A 19,264-nucleotide genomic window follows, 5' to 3' on the forward strand; every position below is an offset into this window, starting at 1 on the left:
GCAACGGCCCGCTTTTTTTTGCTTGGTAAAGTTATTGCTCCCCAGTTGATGGATAAAACACGATGCTATGCAACACTTTGATGCAATTGTAATAGGCGCCGGGCAGGCCGGAATTCCCTTAGCTAAAAAATTGGCAAAGGCCGGTAAAAAGGTGGCCCTAGTAGAAAAGCGAGAGATTGGCGGCACTTGCATTAACGATGGCTGTTCACCAACAAAAACGATGATCTACTCGGCCCGGGTGGCTTACGTAGCTAAAAATGCCGAGCATTGGGGTGTTAAAGCAGAACATATCGGTGTTGATTATGATAAGGTGTTACAACGGAAAGATGACGTGGTAGTATCGTTCAGAAATGGGGCCATCAAAGGTTTAGAAAAAACCAAGAACTTAAAAGTTATTATGGGCGATGCTTCTTTTATAGATGCCAAAACTTTAAAGGTAGCAACCGAAAAGAATGAACTCCAGCTAAAAGCGGAGTTGATTTTTATAAACACCGGATGCAGCCCGAATATTCCAAAGTTGAAGGGTATTGATGAAACAGATTACTTAACCTCTACCTCGTTGTTAGAGCTGGAAGAAATTCCAGAACATTTAATCATCATTGGGGGCGGTTATATTGCTTTGGAGCTGGGGCAAATGATGAACCGCTTTGGCGCCAAAGTGACGATTTTAGAACAATCGGCTACCTTAATGCCACACGAAGATGAGGATGTTTGTGTAGCCATAACCGAAGTTTTTAAGCGGGAGAACATCGAAATTGTAACCGGCGCAAAAGTATCAGCGATAAGCGGAAAAAAAGAAAAAAAAGTTATTGCCGATATAGAAGGCGAATGGCAGACATTTATCGGTAGTCATATTTTAATGGCGACTGGAAGAAAGCCACAGACCGAAAGCCTGAATTTAAAAGCTGCGGGCGTTAAAACCAATGATAAGGGTTATGTGAAAGTAAACACCAAATTGCGCACATCGGCAAAAAATATTTACGCCCTGGGCGATGTTAAAGGCGGTCCCGCCTTTACCCATATTGCTTACAACGACCATTTAGTGGTTTATGAAAACTTAATTCATGGTAAAAACAAAAGCATCAAAAACAGGTTGGTACCTTATTGCATGTTTACAGATCCGCAGATGGGCCGCGTTGGGTTAACAGAAAAGGAGGCGAAAGCCAAAAAGCTGGATTATAAAGTGACCACTCTGCCTATGAAACATGTGGCACGCGCCATAGAAACCGGCGAGACTATTGGCTATATGAAAGCTGTGGTAAACACAAAAAGCAAGCAGATTTTGGGCGCAACCATTATCGGCCCCGAAGGCGGCGAGGTAATGTCGGTTTTGCAGATGGCCATGATTGGCAAGGTGCCCTATACAGCAATACGCAAAATGATGTTTGCGCATCCGCTGTTTACAGAATCATTGAATAATTTGTTTATGGCTTTGGATGAAGGATAGCGAATCTGTTTTCTCGGCTACGCTTAATTTTAGTAATTTGCGGGGCTTTAGAATACAAAACAAAAATGTCCGAAGAGAAGTCACTGAATTTTATAGAAGAGATTGTAGAAGCCGATTTAAGAGAAGGTAAATACGATAAAATTATCACCCGTTTTCCGCCAGAACCTAATGGCTTTTTACATATTGGGCATGCCAGCAGTATATGCTTAAATTTTGGTTTAACCGAGAAATTTAAAGGCTATACCAACCTCCGTTTTGATGATACCAACCCCGTTACAGAAGAAACGATGTACGTAGACGCAATAAAAAAAGACATTGCGTGGCTAGGGTTTAGGTGGGAGAACGAGCATTTTGCTTCGGATTATTTTGATACACTTTACGCTTATGCGGTAAAACTGATTGAAAAAGGTTTGGCTTATGTGGATGATTTAAGTGCCGAAGAGCTGGCGAAGCAGAAAGGCACGCCAACCGAGCCGGGGGTAAACAGTCCCTTCCGTGACCGTAGCGTAGCCGAAAATCTGGATTTATTTGAGCGCATGAAAGCCGGCGAATTTGCCGACGGAAGCCATACCTTACGTGCTAAAATTGATATGGCGCATGTTAATATGATTATGCGCGACCCTATTTTGTACCGCATTAAACACGCAAAACATCACCGCACGGGCGACAAATGGTGTGTTTACCCAATGTATGATTTTGCCCACGGGCAAAGTGATGCGATAGAACACGTTACACATTCGGTTTGTACTTTAGAGTTTGTACCTCACCGCGATTTATACAACTGGCTAATAGAAAAGTTAGAAATTTACCCTTCTAAACAATATGAATTTGCGCGTCGTAACGTAAATTTCACCGTCACCAGTAAGCGTAAGTTATTGCAGTTGGTGAACGAGAAATTTGTTTCGGGTTGGGATGATCCGCGTATGCCGACCATCAGCGGTTTACGTCGACGCGGTTTTACGCCTTCCTCTATCCGGAATTTTTGCGAACGCATTGGGATTGCCAAACGCGATAATTTAATTGAATACAGCTTGTTGGAGTTCTTTATCCGCGAAGACCTGAACAAAACTTCGTGGCGGCGAATGGCTGTTTTAGATCCGATTAAGATGGTAATTACCAATTATCCGGAAGGTAAAGAAGAGTTATTACGCGGCGAAAACAACCCCGAGGTAGAAGGGCATGATGGTGAACGTGAAATTCCCTTTAGCCGAGAGCTTTGGATAGAGCGTGAAGACTTTATGGAAAACCCGCCGAAGAAGTTTTTCCGCTTAGGCCCGGGCTTAATGAGCCGTTTAAAGCACGCTTATATTGTGAGGTGCGATGATTTTGTGAAAGACGCCGAAGGGAATGTTATCGAAATCCATTGTACGTATTTCCCAGAATCTAAATCTGGCGAAGATACATCCGGGCTTAAGGTTAAAGGCACCATGCACTGGGTAAGCGTGAAGCACGCAAAAACCGCGGAGGTTAGGTTGTACGACAGGTTGTTTACCGTAGAAGAACCAGACCGCGAAGAGGGCGACTTTAAAGATTACATTAACCCCGAAAGTTTAGTGGTTATAAAAAAAGCTTATATAGAACCTGATTTGGCTAATGCACAAAAGCAGTTAGCGGAGCATCCCGACAGGCGTTATCAGTTTATCAGAAAAGGGTACTTCTGTGTGGATAAAGACTCTACGGATGAGCATTTGGTATTTAACCGCACGGCAACGCTAAAAGATACCTGGGCGAAGTTAGTTGGTTAGGAGCTAGTTTGTTAGGTGGTTAGGCGTTAGTTTGTTAGGAGCTAGTTGGTCAGTTGACAAGTGTCTTTGCTCCTTAATCCTTACTCCTTAATCTTATTAAGGGTTGATTTTAGCAAAAACAATTCCGGCAAAAATGGCCTGTAAAAGCCCGTAAAGTAACCAGCTGCTTACGGTGCCAATGGCCACATCCAAAGAGCTAAAGGTAATCCACATTACAGGCAACAGCGCGGTAAAAGCATATATCAAACCAAACTCGATACCGCGTAACAGCAGAGGGCCTTTTAAAAGTTTGCGGAACCTGGCCCAAAACCAAGAAAGTGCAAAGCTGAAAATGAAAGGGTGCAGGTAAAAAAGTAAATCTCGGCTACCGTCCGAATTAAACAGCGGGCTGTTATATTCAATAAACAATGATGGGAAAAACCTCACGGAAAGGTATAATCCGCCGTAGCTAAGTACAAACAGCACCAAACCTGCAATTAAGCCCGCTGTAAAAACCTTTTTCATTTGTTTGCTATTTAATTTGCACACTAATCTAACTGAAATTCGGTGTTTTCTAAGTTTGCTTCTTGTACGGCGCTATTATCAAAAAACACATACATTTCCCGTTTAAGCCGGTCTAAATTCTTGGTCAAATCTTTAACCTCGTCAGTTATCCGTGCGCTCTCCAACTCCAAAAAAGCATTGCTTTTATTCGCCATATTTTTATAATGTTGCGTATGGTTGCGCACAATGTTTTGATGCACCAGTTTTAAAGATGCCAAACGATTGTAAAGCAATTGCGCCCGGTTTACTTCTGCTTCATCTGCAAAATATTTAGGGAAATTTGCTTTTAAAAAACGTTTGATCATCTCTATTTCATCGCTTAAAAAGCGGAGTTCTGTGCGGTGTTTTACCAGTTGCTGTGTAAAGCCGAAGGTGTTTAAAGTTTCCATGTCGTTTAATTTTTGGTGTTGTTTAATTGATAATTTTCAGCTGTAAAACAAATTGGATGTCGAGTTCATCATTGGTTTCAATCATCCCACCCAATTTGCGCGGTGGTATTATTTTAAAATCAGAAAAATTTACCCGTTGCGTACCTACCAATGCGATAGCGTCTGCGGCAGTTTTATTGTACCTGTAATTAACATCAAAAGCTTTATTTACACCCGCTAAGGCAATATTTACTTTTCCTTTTAATTCGCCGTTTGCGTTCTTAAAATTGGGATACCGATCTAAACTAACGAAGTTGATGGTTAGGGTAGGATAGGTTTTTGCCTTTAAAGTTTTGCGTAAATCGGCTGTCATTACCGGGTTGTGGCAGTCAAACTGGCTAATTTCCAGCTCCATTTTTCCGCTAATTTTAACCGGATGGTTTCCGCTACTTTGATAAATGTTTAAAGTGTCTGGCTTGTAATAATTGGTTATATCGCAATTAAACTTGTTGATATTGGTACTGCCGGCAACTTTCAAAGAACAATTTTTACTGATTACCCATTTACTGCTTTTTGGGTTTTGAAAGCCAAAAGCGAAATACGTGATGAAGCAGAGAAGGGTTAAAGCTAATTTTTTGCTCATGACGGATTTTGCCTTGGTTAAAACAAAAGCGGACCGGATATTTTCCGATCCGCTTTTTACTTAGTCTGTGTGTTTTTTAGAAACCTACAACAGCTTGGATAACATATCCGCTAAATTCGCCTCCGTTGCGGTAATCGGCAACAGGGAAGTCTTTATATTGCTGTTTCACATATTCACCTTTTAATAAGATGTTTTTAGTTAAGAACCAGCCTGCGCCAAAAGCAATCCGGTCAATTTTTACGTCGTCTGTATAGGTGATTGCTGGGCTGGTACCGGCTGCGGCAACGTTGGCCGGACGCGCAGTTAATGCATTGTAGCGTACTCCTATAAACACATCTTCCGCTTTTCCAAATCTGTAAATGGCATCAATTGCATATTGTTTAGCATCTCTTTCGGCAGTTTCTGCTTTTGTTCTACCATTGGCAGCTTCGTAGGTTCCAAACAATTCTAAACCTTGGTATTTACCGAAAGCATTTAGCTGGAATGCTTCTACTTTTTTGGTGAACCCTGGGTTGTAACGGCCAGAGAAAGCGTTAGCAGCATAGGTTCCGCCAGCTTTTTCCATCGCCATAAAATAGTTAGATCCGGTACGGTCGCCACCATAAAGGGTTTGGCTGCCAGAGCTGCTGTTGTTGTAATAAGATGCCGCTAAGCGAACTCTTAAATCTGGGTTTATTTGTTTATCTAAACCCAATTTTGCCAATACAGCAGGAGATTTATGGATGTTATTATCTTGCGGAGTAGCTACTAGGCTGTCGATATTTCCTTTGATCATCCCGTTGGTAACGCCAACCACGCCAAAGAATATTCCTTTTCTTAGCAGCAATTCGCCGCCAATTTCTGTGGTAAAGGCATCCATAATATAGTTTTCTACAAACGGATTGTAAATGGTTTGCCCACCGTCTGATCTTCTAAAGTGCTGGTCGCCGTAGTTGATCTCCATGTGCCCCACTTTTAAAGTGGCGTATTTCATGATATTGTCCCAAACTTCACCTTTAAACGGAAGTTTATCAAACTGGATATAACCGCCTTTAACCCAAGTTTCGTTGTGGTGTCTTGAAGATAGGTAGCTGGTTAAATTTAGCAAGATACCATCTGCCAATTGCACATCCATATAAAGGTTTGCATTGGCCGTGTTAAACCCCGGAGACATTTTGTATAAGCCGCCAGCTTTGTTTTCGTGTTTTAAACCTTGGAAAGATTGGGTAAAGCCAGCACCAAATTTCACTTTAAGTCCGTTAAATACGGCAGCAGAATCTTTTGGTGCCTCAAATACGTTTATACCGCTTTTATCATAAGGCCGTACATTTGCCACCTGGGTTTGGGCTTGGGCAATTTGGCCACCTAAGCAAGCCAGCACTATTGCTGATCCGGCTAAAATTTGCAGTTTAGTTTTCATGTTCTTATTTGTTTAATGATTAATTTCTGTTTGTTATTTTTTAAGTTTTAAAGCCATATTAATGGTAACCTCGTCGCCCACTTTTAAAGCGCCCATCATAAAGGTTGGAGGCTTAATTTTGAATTCGCTCATTTTTATTGATTTAGAGCCTTTAAAGAGCACGCTTTGATCTTCGGCTACTGTATAATTTGCCTGTAGGCTGATGGCCTTTGTTACGCCAGATAAGGTTAGATTTCCGGTTACTTTCACCAGCTTTTGAGCGGCAACCACGGTAACATCGCTTACTTTGAAAGTGATTTTATCGTAAGTATCTGCATTTAAAGCTTTGTGCGCCCGTGTATCCATTAAATCTTCTTTGCTTTTCAAGTTTTTAACAGGCAACACAAAATTTAAACTCCGCACGTCTTTTAGCTGTCCGCCCGCAACGTTTAAATTGGCATCGCAGGCAAAACTAGTAGCGGCCATCGTCCAGTCGTGTAAATTGGAAGTGCCGGTTACGGTTATCTGCGACCCTGGAGCCACTCCGTAAGCAGTTTGCGCATTTAGTTTATGGTTTATACCAGAGGCGATAAAAAATACCGCTGTAGCTAACACTGCGTTTTTAATGAATTTTGGATTAAAGCGTTTCATAATAATTTGTTTTGTGAACCCTTGAATTATACACCAAAAGTAGGGTGCGCCAACAGCACAGAACATGACAGTAGCCTGTCGGAAATATGACATTTGCTACAAAATCACGAGGATAATGTCACTTATTGGATCAAAGAGCAAAGATGAAAGACGGTGTGGGTCACCGTAAGGGCAGATTAAAAAGCGTGGTGAAAAGCCCGTGCGAGGGGATATTCATTTAAATATTTACCTAAAAGACGCATTGCAGATATTTATAATATTTAAAGAAGTAAAGTATTAACTACAAAAACTAGCTCCCCTAACAATGTTTCAAAAGATGTTTGTTTACCTTTGTGGCCAAGTTGAAAAAACATCTTTTGAGAAGTATTTGCGTATATATCCTGTTGCTCACTTTAACGTTCCAGTCGCTTTACCGCTGTATCATGACTGCCGATTACGAGTTGTACGTAGCAGATTATATTGCCCAATGTATCAATAAAGATAAACCGCAGTTGCACTGTAACGGGCAGTGCGTGCTGATGAAGAAGGTAAAAGAAGCAGAGAAAGAACAGAACAAAAAAAACTTGCTGGTTTATGAGTACAGCGCTTTGTACGTGCAAGAGGAAAGCAAAGTGCTAAACATGCACTGCTGGACAGAAGAATTAGAGTTACCGCAATTTCCTGTTTACCGAAGCACCTACGCCTACAACTATTACGCGTCAGTTTTCCACCCACCACTCTTAAAATTAGCTTAACAGCGCTTTTCTTGCAAACGTTGGCTTAAACCAAAACAGAAGCTTGGCTTTTGTTGCTCTGTGGCCGATTATGCGTTTGCCAATCCACATTTATTGTTGTTTTCATAATCGATTTCGAGATGAAACCTATTGCCATTTGTGCGGCCATTTTTTGCCTTGCCTTAAGTGCTTGCACAAAAAAGAAAGCCGACTACCAGGCCGAAATTGCCAAGGTAGTTCCAGAATATATCGAATTTAAAGAAGCCACTAGCATTGAAAGCGGCGCTTACCGCATCAGTATCGAAGCATTAAACGGCAAGTTTTACAAAGGCTATAACGAGCTACGCATAAAGGTGAGCGATAAGCAAAGTAAGCAAGAAGTAAAGGTGTCGGCAGTTACCTTCTTACCTATCATCACCAAAGCAGACGGTACAAAAGCTTCGGGACCGCATCGTTATCAACCGAACTATTTGGCTAGCGAGCATTACTTCAGCGGCTATGCCGTATTTACCGATGAAAGCGGGGCTAACGGCGAGTGGGATTTGTATTTAAGTTTCGATGTGGCTAGTACAAGCTACCGCGTGCAAAAGCGTGTGCAGGTAGAGAAACAGGCCAACAAAAACTTAAACATGGTATCGTTTAAGGCTAAAGACGGAGCAGATTATATCATCGCTTTGGTATCGCCACAAAAGCCTAAAGTTGCCGAAAACGCATTGGTAGCCGGCATTTATAGGTACAATCCGCCCCTTGACGCACCTTCGGGAGAGTTTCCAGACCCCGGCCAGTTTTCGTACGCAGAAGTCGGCGGTTACACCTTGCAGCTGGATCCGCGGATGCCCGAGCCTTCCATGGGCAACCATTCATCGCTAAACAACAAAGATTTGGTGCAAAAAGATGACGGCTTTTACCACGGCGTGGTTAATTACACCATGACTGGCAATTGGACCCTCAATTTAATTATGCTAAACCAACAAGGCCAAATATTAAAAGGAACGGTGGTGCCAACAGATTTTACGCCCGGCGTTGAAGGCGTAAAGAGTGAATTATACATTGATATTTTATTCTAGCGATATGAAGAAGAGCACCCTCACTGCCTTTTTAATGCTTTTGCTTGGGATAAAAGTAAACGCACAAGCCCCATCGATATTTAACGATAGCACCAAGTTGTTGAAAGAAGTAAAAGTAACCGCCAACGCCAAAAAGAAAATTGAAACCGATATGAAGATGGCAGTTACGGTTGATGAATTTTTGGCCACGGCAGATAACATCAGCTTTATTAAACGTGGGGCATACGCTTGGGAACCTCTGCTAAATAACATGAGCACCGAACGCACGACGGTTACTATTGATGGGATGCACGTTTTTGGAGCCTGCACAGATAAAATGGACCCGATTACTTCTTACGTGGAAAGCAATAACCTATCTGCGGTCGACGTAACATCGGGACAAGGAGGGAATATGCACGGCGCTACTATAGGAGGCAGTATTGACATGACGAGGCGCAGCACGCCCTTCGGGCTCGATAAAAAATGGAACGGCAGCTACCAAACTGGTTTTGAATTTAACAACAGCCAGTTTTTTAACTTGGGTAACGTGGCTTACTCTACCGATAAATTAGTGGCCGATGGAAGCATAGCTTTCCGCAAGGCCGGTAATTATTACGATGGTTATAGCAATAAGGTAAAGCACTCGCAGTTCCAAAAGTTCAATAGCTCTTTAGGCTTAGCTTATAAAACCAGTCCGCTTTCTTCTGTAAGGCTAGATGCCATTTTTGACCGTGCAGATAATGTTGGTTTCCCCGCTTTGCCGATGGATTTATGGCTTTCGCGCGCCCTTATTACTTCTGCCACTTACAAGCAGCTTTTTAAAGACGGTTGGTTGCGCGCCTTGGATACCAAAATTTATTTTAATGCTTTAGAACATTATATGGATGATACCAAGCGTTCCGAAAACTTAGTGCACATGGATATGCCCGGTTGGAGCACCACGTACGGTATGCTGGCCAAAGCTAATTTTATCCGTGGCGATATAAGCTCGGAGGTGCAGCTGAATTTGTATGATAACCGATCTATTGCCGAGATGACGATGTATCCGCAAGACCGCAGCAAAAAAACAATGTTTGCTTATAGCTGGCCGTGGGTGACTACGCGTTATGGCGGGCTTTCTATTAATAACTCATGGGATTTTTCTGCCCGTAGCAGCTTGCTTTTCGGTGGTGCTTTGGGTTTAAATTACAACCGCTCTAAATATGTAGAGTTTAACTGGATTTTTCATCCCGGTGCGCCCCAGCAGAAAACAAGGTTGTTGCCCAGCTTGCACGCCAGCTATCAGTTAAAGCTTAACCAGTTTGATTTTTCTGTAGGTACTGGTTACGGTCACCGCGCGCCCTCTGTATCAGAAGCTTATGGCTATTACATTTATAACAGTTTTGACCGCTATGATTACATTGGCAACCCCAATTTAAAGAACGAAATTTCTTACGAAGCGAATGCCAGCGCAGGGTTTAAAAACGAAAAATTTGGGATTAAAGCCAAAGTGAATGTGTTTAGTATCCAAAACTATATTATTGGCAGGGTGCTAAGTTTAGGAAGCCCGATGAATTACCAATCTGTAGGTGTAAAAGGCTATACATCTTTAAGCCATGCCCAGCTGTTTAACTTTAGCTTGAATGCCAATTACAATATTTTAGAAAACTTAGGCTGGAAAGGTACTTTAACCTATGCCCGCGCAACGGACGAAAAAGGTGGCAATTTGCCTTTCATCCGTCCCCTAAGCTACCAAAGTTCGCTTAGTTACCGATACCGTGATTTTAAGTTCCAAACTTCCGTAAACGGCGATTTGGAACAGAAGAATTACAGTCCGGAGTACGGCGAAGATGCCACGCCGGCTTACACCGTTTTAAATCTATCGGCAGATTACAGCTTTAAGCTAAAAAATGTGAGTGCCGTTTTACAGGTAGCCGCCGAAAATCTTTTGAACCAATATTACAGCACCTATGCAGATTGGGGCAACATCCCGCGCATGGGCCGTAATATTTACACCTCGTTAAAATTTAAATTTTAACCCTTTGAAACAGGTTATAAGTTTTTTAATGATGTTTTTAAGCTTGCTGATAGGTTTTCAGCAGGCTATCATCGTTATCAACTTTCAGCTGAACCAAAAAACAATCGAACGTGAGCTGTGCATCAATAAATTAAAACCTCAGATGCATTGCTATGGCGTTTGCCAGCTAAAAAAGCGTTTGAAAGATGCGGAGCAGGCAAACTCTAAATCAACGGAAACGCATCATAAAGTAGAAATGCTGCAATTGCAAAGTACAGATTTCGATTTAGAAAGCCCTATATCACAGATGCGAATCCGTAAACAAATTCATCAAATTGGTTTTTACGCAAGTCCGCATCCCAAAATTTTTGTGCCACCGCCATCGCCCGGCTCTACTAAGGCATAAATTAAAATAATCAGAAATATGAAAAAACCATCATAAAAAAATATAGAATGAACACACTTAAAAAATATAGTTTCTTAATACTTGCTCTTTCTGTTTTTGTTTCTTGTAAAAAAGATAAAGATCCGGTAGCCAATAACATCAATCTGCACTTCAACAATACCTTTAAAGATAAAACTATTGTTTTGGGCGATGCGGCATCCAGCACGGCAACTGTAAATGCCTCTGCCAATGGGCAAGTGCACCACTTTTCGGAGCTGAAATACGTCATCAGTAATATCCGCGTAATTAAAGCGGACGGTACCGCAATACCGTACAACATTAACAATTTAGATGAGGGCGCTACCGTGATAAATCAAGCAAAAGCCCAAAGTTTAGATTACGTTTTAGGCAATATTCCGGTAGGCGAGTACAAACAAATTAAGTTTGGATTAGGCGTAAAGGCCGATTTAAACACCTTAAACGAGGCGAAATTTCCTAAATTTTATGCGGCAGCCGGCGCAAATGATACCAAAATGATGTGGGAGTGGGGAGCCGGTTACCGCTTTACCAAAATAGAGGGTTTTTATGATACAGATAACAAAACCTTATCCATACATACCGGAAGCACGGTAGAAGGTACAAACGGCGATGAAGCTACCTATACCCAAGGTGTTGATGCTTACCGCGATATTACTTTAAGCTTGCCAAAGCTTGCCGTTGTAGGTAAAAATGCACCAAAAATCACCATCAAAGCAGATTTTGATAAACTGCTAAGCGGAAAAACCAATACCATTGCTTTGGGCGGTGACAACGCCGTACCAAGCGTTCACACGGCTGTAAACATGGTAAAATATGTTGACAATTTGGGCGGTAACGGTACCAGCGATTTATCGGGTATGTTTTCAATTGCCAGCGTAAAAAATTAGTGTTTACCATTTGGCAGATAGGAAGAGCAAGTGAAAGTTTTGCTTGCTCTTTTTAAAGAATATCAAGTCGCGATGAAAAAGATAGTTTTTTTGACGGCACTTTTTTGCACATTATATGCGTGTAAACGCGATGATATTGCCGCGCCTTTTAAGTTTGATAATCCTGAAATAAGCTTAAAAATTCCGGAAGGCTTTCCTACGCTAAACAACGCTATAGAAAACAACAAGCCCACTAAATATGGTGTTCAACTGGGCGAAAAGCTATTTCATGATACACGTTTAAGCGCCAACAATACCGTTTCGTGTGCAAGCTGCCACAAACAAGGCAATGCTTTCGCAGATAATAATATCCAAGCTTTGGGTATTGAGGGTAGGGTAGGTTTGCGTAACGTGCCACCTATCCAAAACATGGCGTTTATGAAATTTTATAATTGGGACGGCGCAAAGCTGGCCTTAGAAAACCAGGTTTTAGTACCCATTATTACGCACGAGGAGATGAACTCGAGCATTTTAGAAGTGGTGGATAAAATTAAAAACGATAGCGAATATAAAGTGCTGTTTAAAAAAGCATTCGGCGATGATGCCGTTAAGCAGGAAAGGATTTACCGCAGCATTGCCCAATACGAATACACCCTAATTTCGGCAAACAGCAAGTACGACCGTGTGAAACTTAAAGGCGAACAATTTACAGAAAGTGAAGCCCGCGGTTACCAAGCCTTTAAAGTGAAGTGCGAAAGTTGCCACAGTACCGAGCTTTTTACAGACCAAAGCTTCCGCAACGTCGGTTTTCCGCTAAACCCCAGTACAGAAGAAGCCGGACGCGCACGCGTAAGCGGTGCCGAAGCTGATTTTATGCGTTTCCGCGTACCCTCTTTACGCAATGCCGAGTACACTGCACCGTATGGCAGTTTCGGGCAGTTTGCGACCTTAATGGACGTTTTAGATTATTTTGATAAAAGCGTGTTAGACGCGGATAACCTTGACCCCATTTTAAAGCAGAACGGCAACAGGATACCGCTTAGCGCGCAGGAAAAGCAAGACATCATCAGCTTTATTAAAACCTTAAGTGATAAGGATTTTGTGGGGCGCTAGCCAATTGCGGATATTTTGGGTTTTTGGAGCGCAAGATTACTGAAATCGTTATCCCTCTTTACCGCCACAGCAAACCATTTTTTCTATCTTTGGTAGCAATGGGCTTTTTGTTTCCAAACTTCTTGTACGGGCTGTTTTTTATTGCCGTTCCCATTGCGGTGCACCTTTTCAATTTCCGCAGGTTTAAAAAGGTGTACTTTACCAACGTTGCTTTTTTGCAATCTGTAGAAGCTAAAAGCGCTGCGGCGCGCCAGCTAAAAGAGCGTTTATTGTTGCTCGCACGTATTTTAGCCATCATTTTTTTAGTGCTTGCTTTTGCGCAACCTTATTTAAAAACAGAGCAGGCCCCGCCACAGTCCCAAAACAATGTAGTGAGTGTTTATGTGGATAATTCCTATTCTATGGAAGCGGTAAATGCACAGGGGCGCTTATTGGATGAAGCAAAACGTAGCGCAACAGACCTTACCGAAGCCTTTGATTTAAACACACGCTATCAACTGTTAACCAGTAATTTAGAAAGCAACAATACTAGGCTCTTAAGTAAAGATGAATTTCTGGAAGCGTTGGAACAAACAAAAATCACTGCTTTTTCGCCTAGCTATCAGCAGGTGGTGGCGCGGCAAAGCGTTTTTCTGCAAAATCAGCATCAAGGCAACCGTTATGCCTTTTTAATTTCCGATTTTCAAAAGGAAAGCAATTCCAAACCTATAAAAACCGATAGCAGCATACGCCTCAACCTAGTGCCCTTAAAGGCAAATCCGCTGCCCAATATTTCGGTAGATTCTGTTTACTTCATCAGCCCATTCCACCGCGAAGGCCAGTCGGAAAGCCTAGTTTACCGGCTTAAAAACCATTCCGATAAAAAGGTAGAAAACCTTTCCGTCAGTTTAGGCATCAACGGCTCGCAACAGGCTTTGGGCACCACAAACATCAATGCAAATGCTACCGTTTTAGATACCTTAAAATTCTCGGGCTTACGGGGGCAATGGCAACAAGCCGAACTTAAAATCAAAGATTATCCCATCACGTTTGATGATCAGCTGCTTTTTGCCTTCAGTTTACAAAAGCAAGCAAATATCACGGCGCTGTACCACCAAAAGCCGGTAAAAGCAATTGGCGCGGCTTACGGTACTGATGATTTTTTTAAGCTAACACAAATTGACCAATCGCAACTAAATTACAGTAAACTTGCCAGCCAGCAACTGGTGATTTTAGAAAATTTAACGGAGGTTGCGCCCGGTTTAGCCCAGCAGTTGCGGCAATATGTAAGCAACGGCGGCAGTTTAGCCGTTTTTATTCCGCTTAGCGCAGATTTGCTTAGCTACCAACGTTTTTTACAAAGCTTAGAAACAGATTTTCCGCAAAGCTTAGATAAGCAAGAAAACCGCGCCACCAATATAAATTTGCAACATCCGGTTTTTAATGATGTTTTTGAGCAGTTGCCGCAGCAGTTGGATTTGCCACAAGCGAATATGTTTTTCCAAAGTTCTAGCCTTACGCGCAGCACTCGGCAGGTTTTGTTGCGCGGCACCGTTTCAGATAATTTATTGAGTGCTTACAGTTTGGGTAAAGGCAAAATATACCTTTCGTTTTTACCCTTGGAAGCAGAAGCCAGCAATTTTACGCAACACGCACTGTTTTTGCCCTTTTTATTCAAAGCGGCGCTGCTCAGCTTCAATCCCCAGAAAATGTATTATACGCTTGGCGCCGATGAAAATATTAGGTTAAACAGCATTCCGCTTGGCGATAAACAAGTAATGAAAATTTATGGCGAGGGCACAGAAATTATCCCCAATTATCAAAATAGCCAAGCCGGCGCAAACGTATATTTCGCGGATCAGCTGACGCGAAGCGGTTTTTATCAGCTAAAGCTTGCCGACAGTTTATTGCAGGTTTTTGCGCTCAACCAAAATGCAAAAGAATCTGCTATGGCCTTTTATTCGGATACGGAACTGGCCCAAAAATTTGGCGTTTCAGGGGCATCCATCATCAAGGCCAAAGAAAAAATTACTGCTGCCCAAATAAAACAGTTAGCTACAGGTGCGTCGTTTTGGAAACTTTGCATAATTTTGGCGCTGGTATGTTTGGCTGCAGAAATATTTATTGTTCGGTACAAAAGCTAACATCCCAAGCACATCAAAAGCATCCGTATTATGCCTCAAAAAATCATTATCCAAGCTTGTAAAATCATTGATCCGGCATCGCCACAGCATTTAAAAACCGTCGACGTTTTAATTAACGAAGGCAAAATTGAAGCAATAGGGCAAAATTTAGGTACAGATGCGCAGCTGATTAGCGGTGAGGGAAAGTTTCTGGCACCAGGTTTTTTTGATTTAAACGCCACTTTTGGCGAGCCAGGTTTTGAAACCAAAGAAGACTTTGAAACGGGCAGTAAAGCCGCTGCGGCGGGAGGATTTACAGGTTTGGCGTTAATGCCGCACAACAATCCGCCAACAGATTCTAAATCGCAAGTGGAATATTTAATCAACCGCGCAAAAGGGAACTTGGTAGATATTTTTCCGTACGGATGTATATCGCAAAAGCGTGAAGGGAAAGATTTGGCCGAGATGTACGATATGCGCCAGTCTGGCGCTGTGGCTTTTACAGACGGAAATAAAGCCGTACAAGATGCCGGACTGATGGAACGCGCTTTACTATATGCCAAAGGTTTTGATGCTTTGGTTTTATCGTACCCAGAAGATGCTTCTATTGCCGGCAGTGCAAAAATGAACGAAGGCGCCATGAGTACTTTTTTGGGCATGAAAGGCATCCCAAACTTAGCCGAAGAATTAATGATTGTGCGCGATTTGTACTTGGCCGCTTATACCGATAGTCGCATCCATTTTTCTACAATCTCTACTGCCCACGCGGTAGAATTAATTCGCAACGCAAAAAAGCAAGGCGCAAAAGTCACTTGCGATGTTGCCGCGCACCATTTGGTGTTAACAGACGATGCGGTTGCAGGTTTCGACAGCAATTACAAGGTAAAACCGCCTTTGCGCACGCAGGCAGATGTTGATGCTTTATTGCAAGGTTTAAAAGACGGCACTATCGACGCCATTGTATCGCAACACCACCCACAAGAAATTGAGTTTAAGCAAGTGGAGTTTGAAATTGCCAAATTTGGTATAATCGCTTTGCAAACCGTTTTGCCTTTACTGTTGCAAGCCGGTTTAAATGAAGAACAAATTGTTGAAAAACTTGCGCTTAATCCGCGCAAGATTTTAGGTTTGCCGGTGCCAAGTATCGCAGTTGGCAAAAATGCCAATTTGGTGTTGTTTGATGCCAGCTCGTGGGATTATCAAGCCTCTATAAACTATTCAAAATCTGCAAACAGTCCGTTTTTGGGTCAACAATTAAACGGAAAAGTTTGGTTAACTTGCAATAATAATCAAGTATTTAGCTACTAACGGAAAACAATTATGGATACTAAAGTGAAAAACGCCCTCGAAAGTCTTTTTAACACCTTTGCCAGTTTAGAGCAGGTATCGGCACAAAAAGAACTGGGTAAACTAAATGAAGTTTTTAACGGTGGCGCCGATTTTTTGCAGAAAGTTACCTTGATGGATGCTGTTTTTGACGATGCGCCAGCCTTAGACCCCTTGCGCGAAATCACTTTTGATTTATTGCTGGTGAACTTTTTTGCCGAGGATGCAAAGAAATTAGATGCAGATTATTTAGACTCGGAAGAATGGGCGGCCATTGAAGAAGAAACTTTGGACCGTGGCACCGAACTTTTGAACCTGCTCTTATATTTAAATGAGTGCGAAGACGAAGATATAGAACCTTCTTTAGAAGACTTTTTGAAAGAGTTTTTGTTGGTTGATGATGACGAATTCCAAGACGAGCACCGCATTTATGAAGATGTAATTGCCAATCAGATTTTGATGGACAGCAGTTTGGAGGAGATTGCCCGCGTATCCAGAAACCTTTCTCAAGACTCTGAAATCCGCGATATTTTTTATCCGCTGATGGCTTACTTTTATGATATAGAACCAGATGCGCAAGCCATTAAGGAATTTTCAGATTTAAGCGAAGACCCAGCTTTTGATGCTGCCGTGCTGTCTTTGCTATTAAACTTTAAATCTTAAAACCGTATGACAGAACTTTTAAAGAAAACAGCCATCAGCAATGGGTTGGTTATTGCCGCCATCACCATTGCCATCCAGTTAATTACCTATTACGCGGCGCCCCAGCTTTTGGGCGCTACTTGGTACGGCATATTAATCACCTTCATTAGCTTAATTATTTACGTGGTGTTCACTTTTGATATGCGTAAAAAAATAGGCGGTTACTGGACCTTTAAAGAAGCTTTAAGCGGGATTTTTATCATGTCGGTTATCGCAAATTTGTCGTCTAGCGTATTCAATTTTGTTTTTTACCGATTTATAGAGCCGGGAGCTTATGATAAAGTTAAAACTTATGTGGAGGACGGTATTACCTCTACTTTTGAAAAAATGGGGATGAGTGGCGACCAGCTGGATGAGGCGATTGAGAAATCTTTAGAAAGTTTAAAGGCGCAGTACCTGCCTACATTTGGCGATTTTTTTAAAAATTTGGTGATTGCAATTTTGGTTGGCTTCGTGTTTTCTTTGATTTTTGCCGCTATTTTTAAAAAGAACCCGCCCATGTTTGCGCCGGTTGAGGGAGAGGAGTAAGAGCATTCTATTTAATTAAAGAAAGAAACCCTCGCACCATTAAAACACCCTTTATTTAGCAAATAAAAACATGGATATATCGGTAGTTGTACCTGCTTATAACGAAGTTGAATCTTTGTCCGAGCTTTGCGCTTGGATAAAAGAGGTAATGCAAAAAAACGGGTTTAGCTATGAGATAATCATTATTGACGATGGCAGTGATGACGGCTCGTGGGAAAAAACCGAGGAGCTACACCTTGCACATCCGCAGGTAAAAGGCATAAAATTTAGGCGAAACTACGGTAAATCTGCCGCTTTAAATGTAGGTTTTGATGCCGCACAGGGCGATGTGGTGATTACGATGGATGCCGATTTGCAAGATTCGCCAAATGAAATCCCGGAATTGTACCGCCGCATCAAAGAAGAAAAGCTCGATTTAATTTCCGGCTGGAAGAAAAAGCGTTACGATCCGCTAACCAAAACCATCCCAACAAAACTTTTTAACGCCGCCACCCGCAGCATGTCGGGCATATACAATCTGCACGATTTCAATTGCGGTTTAAAAGCGTACCGGAAAGAAGTAGTCAAAAACATTGAGGTTTATGGCGAAATGCACCGCTACATTCCGGTAATTGCAAAATGGGCCGGTTTTAAGAAAATTGAAGAGCAGGTAGTTGAGCACCGCGCACGTAAGTACGGCACTACCAAATTCGGTTTTAGCCGTTTCATTAACGGCTTTTTAGATTTATTGTCCATATTTTTTGTGGGTAAGTTTGGCAAAAGACCCATGCACTTTTTTGGCTCAATGGGCGTGCTCAGCTTTTTGGTGGGCACCGTAATGGCGCTATGGATTATCGGTGAAAAGCTTTATAACATTGCCAACCACATCAAAATTACACGCGAAGTAACCGACCAGCCCCTGTTTTACATCGCTTTAGTGGCTGTTGTTGTTGGCTCGCAACTGTTTTTAACAGGTTTTGTGGCCGAGCTGGTCTCTCGCAGTTCATCCAACCGGAACATTTATCAGATAGAGAAAGAGATTGGTTAGGCGGCCAGTGTGTTACGTGCTTGGTAGCGGATTTACCGACGGCGGACAACGGACTTTAAGATAAAAAATCAAATCATGGATGTTGATATAGAAAAGCTGGTTTCGGCCAACAACGAGCAAATCCGCAAGTTGCAAGAAATTGTAAAAAAGGTAATCGAAGAAGAAAAACTGATTACCAATAATCTTGCAAATCCGCCTAAAGAGATGCTTACCAAAGGGCAAAGCATATCGGACCGCGTGGCAAAATTTGGCGGAAGCTGGGCATTTATCGTTTCGTTTTTATTCCTTTTGCTCTTCTGGATTTTGTTTAACACGCTTACGCCGATAAAAGACAATTTTGATCCCTATCCTTTTATTTTGATGAACCTGATTTTATCTTGCGTGGCAGCACTGCAAGCACCAATTATTATGATGAGCCAAAACCGTCAGGAAGAAAAAGACCGCAAACGCAGTGAGAACGATTACATGGTTAACCTAAAAGCCGAACTAGAAATTAACGCTTTAAACCAGAAGATCGACTTTTTGTTAGAGGAGCAAATTAAAACCTTGTTCGAGAGCCAAGCTAAGCAGTTGGAGATTTTAAAAAAGCTGGAAGAAAAGGTTAGCGATAACCGATAAGCTTTTTTTAAAACTCAACAACGGATTA

Annotated in this window: 19 protein-coding genes; 14 read left to right on the plus strand and 5 right to left on the minus strand. The window is 42.1% G+C overall.

What is annotated here, in order from left to right:
* Positions 1-67: 67 nt before the first annotated feature.
* Both BCY91_RS06790 and BCY91_RS06795 read left to right on the plus strand, forming a co-directional pair.
* Positions 68-1,447: a mercuric reductase gene (locus BCY91_RS06790; protein WP_120181213.1), complete on the plus strand. Its 1,380-nt coding sequence runs from the start codon at positions 68-70 to the stop codon at positions 1,445-1,447.
* A 65-nt stretch (positions 1,448-1,512) separates the two neighbouring features.
* Positions 1,513-3,192 carry a glutamine--tRNA ligase/YqeY domain fusion protein gene (locus BCY91_RS06795; protein WP_120181214.1) on the plus strand — a complete coding sequence of 560 codons (1,680 nt, stop codon included), beginning with the start codon at positions 1,513-1,515 and terminating at the stop codon, positions 3,190-3,192.
* A gap of 96 nt (positions 3,193-3,288) precedes the next feature.
* Here the strand turns inward: BCY91_RS06795 and BCY91_RS06800 are convergent, their stop codons facing one another.
* From BCY91_RS06800 to BCY91_RS06820, 5 genes are all read right to left on the minus strand, one after another.
* Positions 3,289-3,696 (minus strand): hypothetical protein, encoded by a 408-nt coding sequence (locus BCY91_RS06800; protein WP_120181215.1) that lies wholly within the window; start codon positions 3,694-3,696, stop codon positions 3,289-3,291.
* Between the two features lie 23 nt (positions 3,697-3,719).
* On the minus strand, positions 3,720-4,124 hold the full coding sequence (locus BCY91_RS06805) for a hypothetical protein (RefSeq protein ID WP_120181216.1): 405 nt from the start codon (positions 4,122-4,124) through the stop codon (positions 3,720-3,722).
* A 22-nt stretch (positions 4,125-4,146) separates the two neighbouring features.
* Entirely contained in the window at positions 4,147-4,746 is a 600-nt protein-coding gene (locus BCY91_RS06810; RefSeq protein ID WP_120181217.1) for a YceI family protein, read from the minus strand.
* A 76-nt stretch (positions 4,747-4,822) separates the two neighbouring features.
* Positions 4,823-6,145, minus strand: coding sequence for a hypothetical protein (locus tag BCY91_RS06815; RefSeq protein ID WP_120181218.1), 1,323 nt, complete (start codon positions 6,143-6,145; stop codon positions 4,823-4,825).
* A 33-nt stretch (positions 6,146-6,178) separates the two neighbouring features.
* Complete coding sequence (locus BCY91_RS06820; protein WP_120181219.1) at positions 6,179-6,775, minus strand: YceI family protein; 597 nt, start codon at positions 6,773-6,775, stop codon at positions 6,179-6,181.
* Between the two features lie 341 nt (positions 6,776-7,116).
* Here BCY91_RS06820 and BCY91_RS06825 point away from each other — a divergent pair, with 341 nt between their 5' ends.
* The 12 genes from BCY91_RS06825 (at position 7,117) to BCY91_RS06880 (ending at position 19,236) form a co-directional block, all read left to right on the plus strand.
* A complete protein-coding gene (locus BCY91_RS06825; RefSeq protein WP_182995324.1) occupies positions 7,117-7,509 on the plus strand; it encodes a hypothetical protein in 393 nt (130 codons plus the stop codon).
* 119 nt (positions 7,510-7,628) lie between these two features.
* Positions 7,629-8,555, plus strand: a complete 927-nt coding sequence (locus BCY91_RS06830) for a hypothetical protein (protein WP_120181221.1) — start codon at positions 7,629-7,631, stop codon at positions 8,553-8,555.
* A 4-nt stretch (positions 8,556-8,559) separates the two neighbouring features.
* Entirely contained in the window at positions 8,560-10,551 is a 1,992-nt protein-coding gene (locus BCY91_RS06835) for a TonB-dependent receptor plug domain-containing protein (protein ID WP_182995325.1), read from the plus strand.
* A gap of 4 nt (positions 10,552-10,555) precedes the next feature.
* Positions 10,556-10,936, plus strand: coding sequence for a hypothetical protein (locus BCY91_RS06840; RefSeq protein ID WP_147387916.1), 381 nt, complete (start codon positions 10,556-10,558; stop codon positions 10,934-10,936).
* Positions 10,937-10,983: 47 nt separating this feature from the next.
* Positions 10,984-11,841: an MbnP family protein gene (locus BCY91_RS06845; RefSeq protein ID WP_120181223.1), complete on the plus strand. Its 858-nt coding sequence runs from the start codon at positions 10,984-10,986 to the stop codon at positions 11,839-11,841.
* Between the two features lie 72 nt (positions 11,842-11,913).
* The gene (locus tag BCY91_RS06850) at positions 11,914-12,933 is read left to right on the plus strand and encodes a cytochrome-c peroxidase (RefSeq protein WP_120181224.1); all 1,020 of its coding nucleotides are present in this window, start codon (positions 11,914-11,916) and stop codon (positions 12,931-12,933) included.
* Positions 12,934-13,031: 98 nt separating this feature from the next.
* On the plus strand, positions 13,032-15,056 hold the full coding sequence (locus tag BCY91_RS06855) for a BatA domain-containing protein (protein ID WP_147387917.1): 2,025 nt from the start codon (positions 13,032-13,034) through the stop codon (positions 15,054-15,056).
* A 30-nt stretch (positions 15,057-15,086) separates the two neighbouring features.
* The gene (locus tag BCY91_RS06860; RefSeq protein WP_120181226.1) at positions 15,087-16,343 is read left to right on the plus strand and encodes a dihydroorotase; all 1,257 of its coding nucleotides are present in this window, start codon (positions 15,087-15,089) and stop codon (positions 16,341-16,343) included.
* A gap of 12 nt (positions 16,344-16,355) precedes the next feature.
* On the plus strand, positions 16,356-17,024 hold the full coding sequence (locus tag BCY91_RS06865; protein ID WP_120181227.1) for a hypothetical protein: 669 nt from the start codon (positions 16,356-16,358) through the stop codon (positions 17,022-17,024).
* A 6-nt stretch (positions 17,025-17,030) separates the two neighbouring features.
* Positions 17,031-17,591, plus strand: coding sequence for a DUF4199 domain-containing protein (locus BCY91_RS06870; protein WP_120181228.1), 561 nt, complete (start codon positions 17,031-17,033; stop codon positions 17,589-17,591).
* Positions 17,592-17,661: 70 nt separating this feature from the next.
* A complete protein-coding gene (locus BCY91_RS06875) occupies positions 17,662-18,618 on the plus strand; it encodes a glycosyltransferase family 2 protein (RefSeq protein WP_120181229.1) in 957 nt (318 codons plus the stop codon).
* A 75-nt stretch (positions 18,619-18,693) separates the two neighbouring features.
* Positions 18,694-19,236: a DUF1003 domain-containing protein gene (locus BCY91_RS06880; protein WP_120181230.1), complete on the plus strand. Its 543-nt coding sequence runs from the start codon at positions 18,694-18,696 to the stop codon at positions 19,234-19,236.
* Positions 19,237-19,264: the final 28 nt, after the last annotated feature.

This window comes from Pelobium manganitolerans, from assembly GCF_003609575.1.
GTDB classification, from domain to species: domain Bacteria; phylum Bacteroidota; class Bacteroidia; order Sphingobacteriales; family Sphingobacteriaceae; genus Pseudopedobacter; species Pseudopedobacter manganitolerans.

Bases quoted from the DNA above. Each gene is read 5' to 3' on its own strand.
- BCY91_RS06845 (WP_120181223.1), top strand. From the start codon at position 10,984: ATGAACACACTTAAAAAATATAGTTTCTTAATACTTGCTCTTTCTGTT.
- BCY91_RS06815 (WP_120181218.1), bottom strand. From the start codon at position 6,145: ATGAAAACTAAACTGCAAATTTTAGCCGGATCAGCAATAGTGCTGGCT.
- BCY91_RS06870 (WP_120181228.1), top strand. From the start codon at position 17,031: ATGACAGAACTTTTAAAGAAAACAGCCATCAGCAATGGGTTGGTTATT.
- BCY91_RS06835 (WP_182995325.1), top strand. From the start codon at position 8,560: ATGAAGAAGAGCACCCTCACTGCCTTTTTAATGCTTTTGCTTGGGATA.
- BCY91_RS06810 (WP_120181217.1), bottom strand. From the start codon at position 4,746: ATGAGCAAAAAATTAGCTTTAACCCTTCTCTGCTTCATCACGTATTTC.
- BCY91_RS06865 (WP_120181227.1), top strand. From the start codon at position 16,356: ATGGATACTAAAGTGAAAAACGCCCTCGAAAGTCTTTTTAACACCTTT.
- BCY91_RS06855 (WP_147387917.1), top strand. From the start codon at position 13,032: ATGGGCTTTTTGTTTCCAAACTTCTTGTACGGGCTGTTTTTTATTGCC.
- BCY91_RS06830 (WP_120181221.1), top strand. From the start codon at position 7,629: ATGAAACCTATTGCCATTTGTGCGGCCATTTTTTGCCTTGCCTTAAGT.
- BCY91_RS06805 (WP_120181216.1), bottom strand. From the start codon at position 4,124: ATGGAAACTTTAAACACCTTCGGCTTTACACAGCAACTGGTAAAACAC.
- BCY91_RS06860 (WP_120181226.1), top strand. From the start codon at position 15,087: ATGCCTCAAAAAATCATTATCCAAGCTTGTAAAATCATTGATCCGGCA.
- BCY91_RS06850 (WP_120181224.1), top strand. From the start codon at position 11,914: ATGAAAAAGATAGTTTTTTTGACGGCACTTTTTTGCACATTATATGCG.
- BCY91_RS06790 (WP_120181213.1), top strand. From the start codon at position 68: ATGCAACACTTTGATGCAATTGTAATAGGCGCCGGGCAGGCCGGAATT.
- BCY91_RS06800 (WP_120181215.1), bottom strand. From the start codon at position 3,696: ATGAAAAAGGTTTTTACAGCGGGCTTAATTGCAGGTTTGGTGCTGTTT.
- BCY91_RS06795 (WP_120181214.1), top strand. From the start codon at position 1,513: ATGTCCGAAGAGAAGTCACTGAATTTTATAGAAGAGATTGTAGAAGCC.
- BCY91_RS06820 (WP_120181219.1), bottom strand. From the start codon at position 6,775: ATGAAACGCTTTAATCCAAAATTCATTAAAAACGCAGTGTTAGCTACA.
- BCY91_RS06880 (WP_120181230.1), top strand. From the start codon at position 18,694: ATGGATGTTGATATAGAAAAGCTGGTTTCGGCCAACAACGAGCAAATC.
- BCY91_RS06875 (WP_120181229.1), top strand. From the start codon at position 17,662: ATGGATATATCGGTAGTTGTACCTGCTTATAACGAAGTTGAATCTTTG.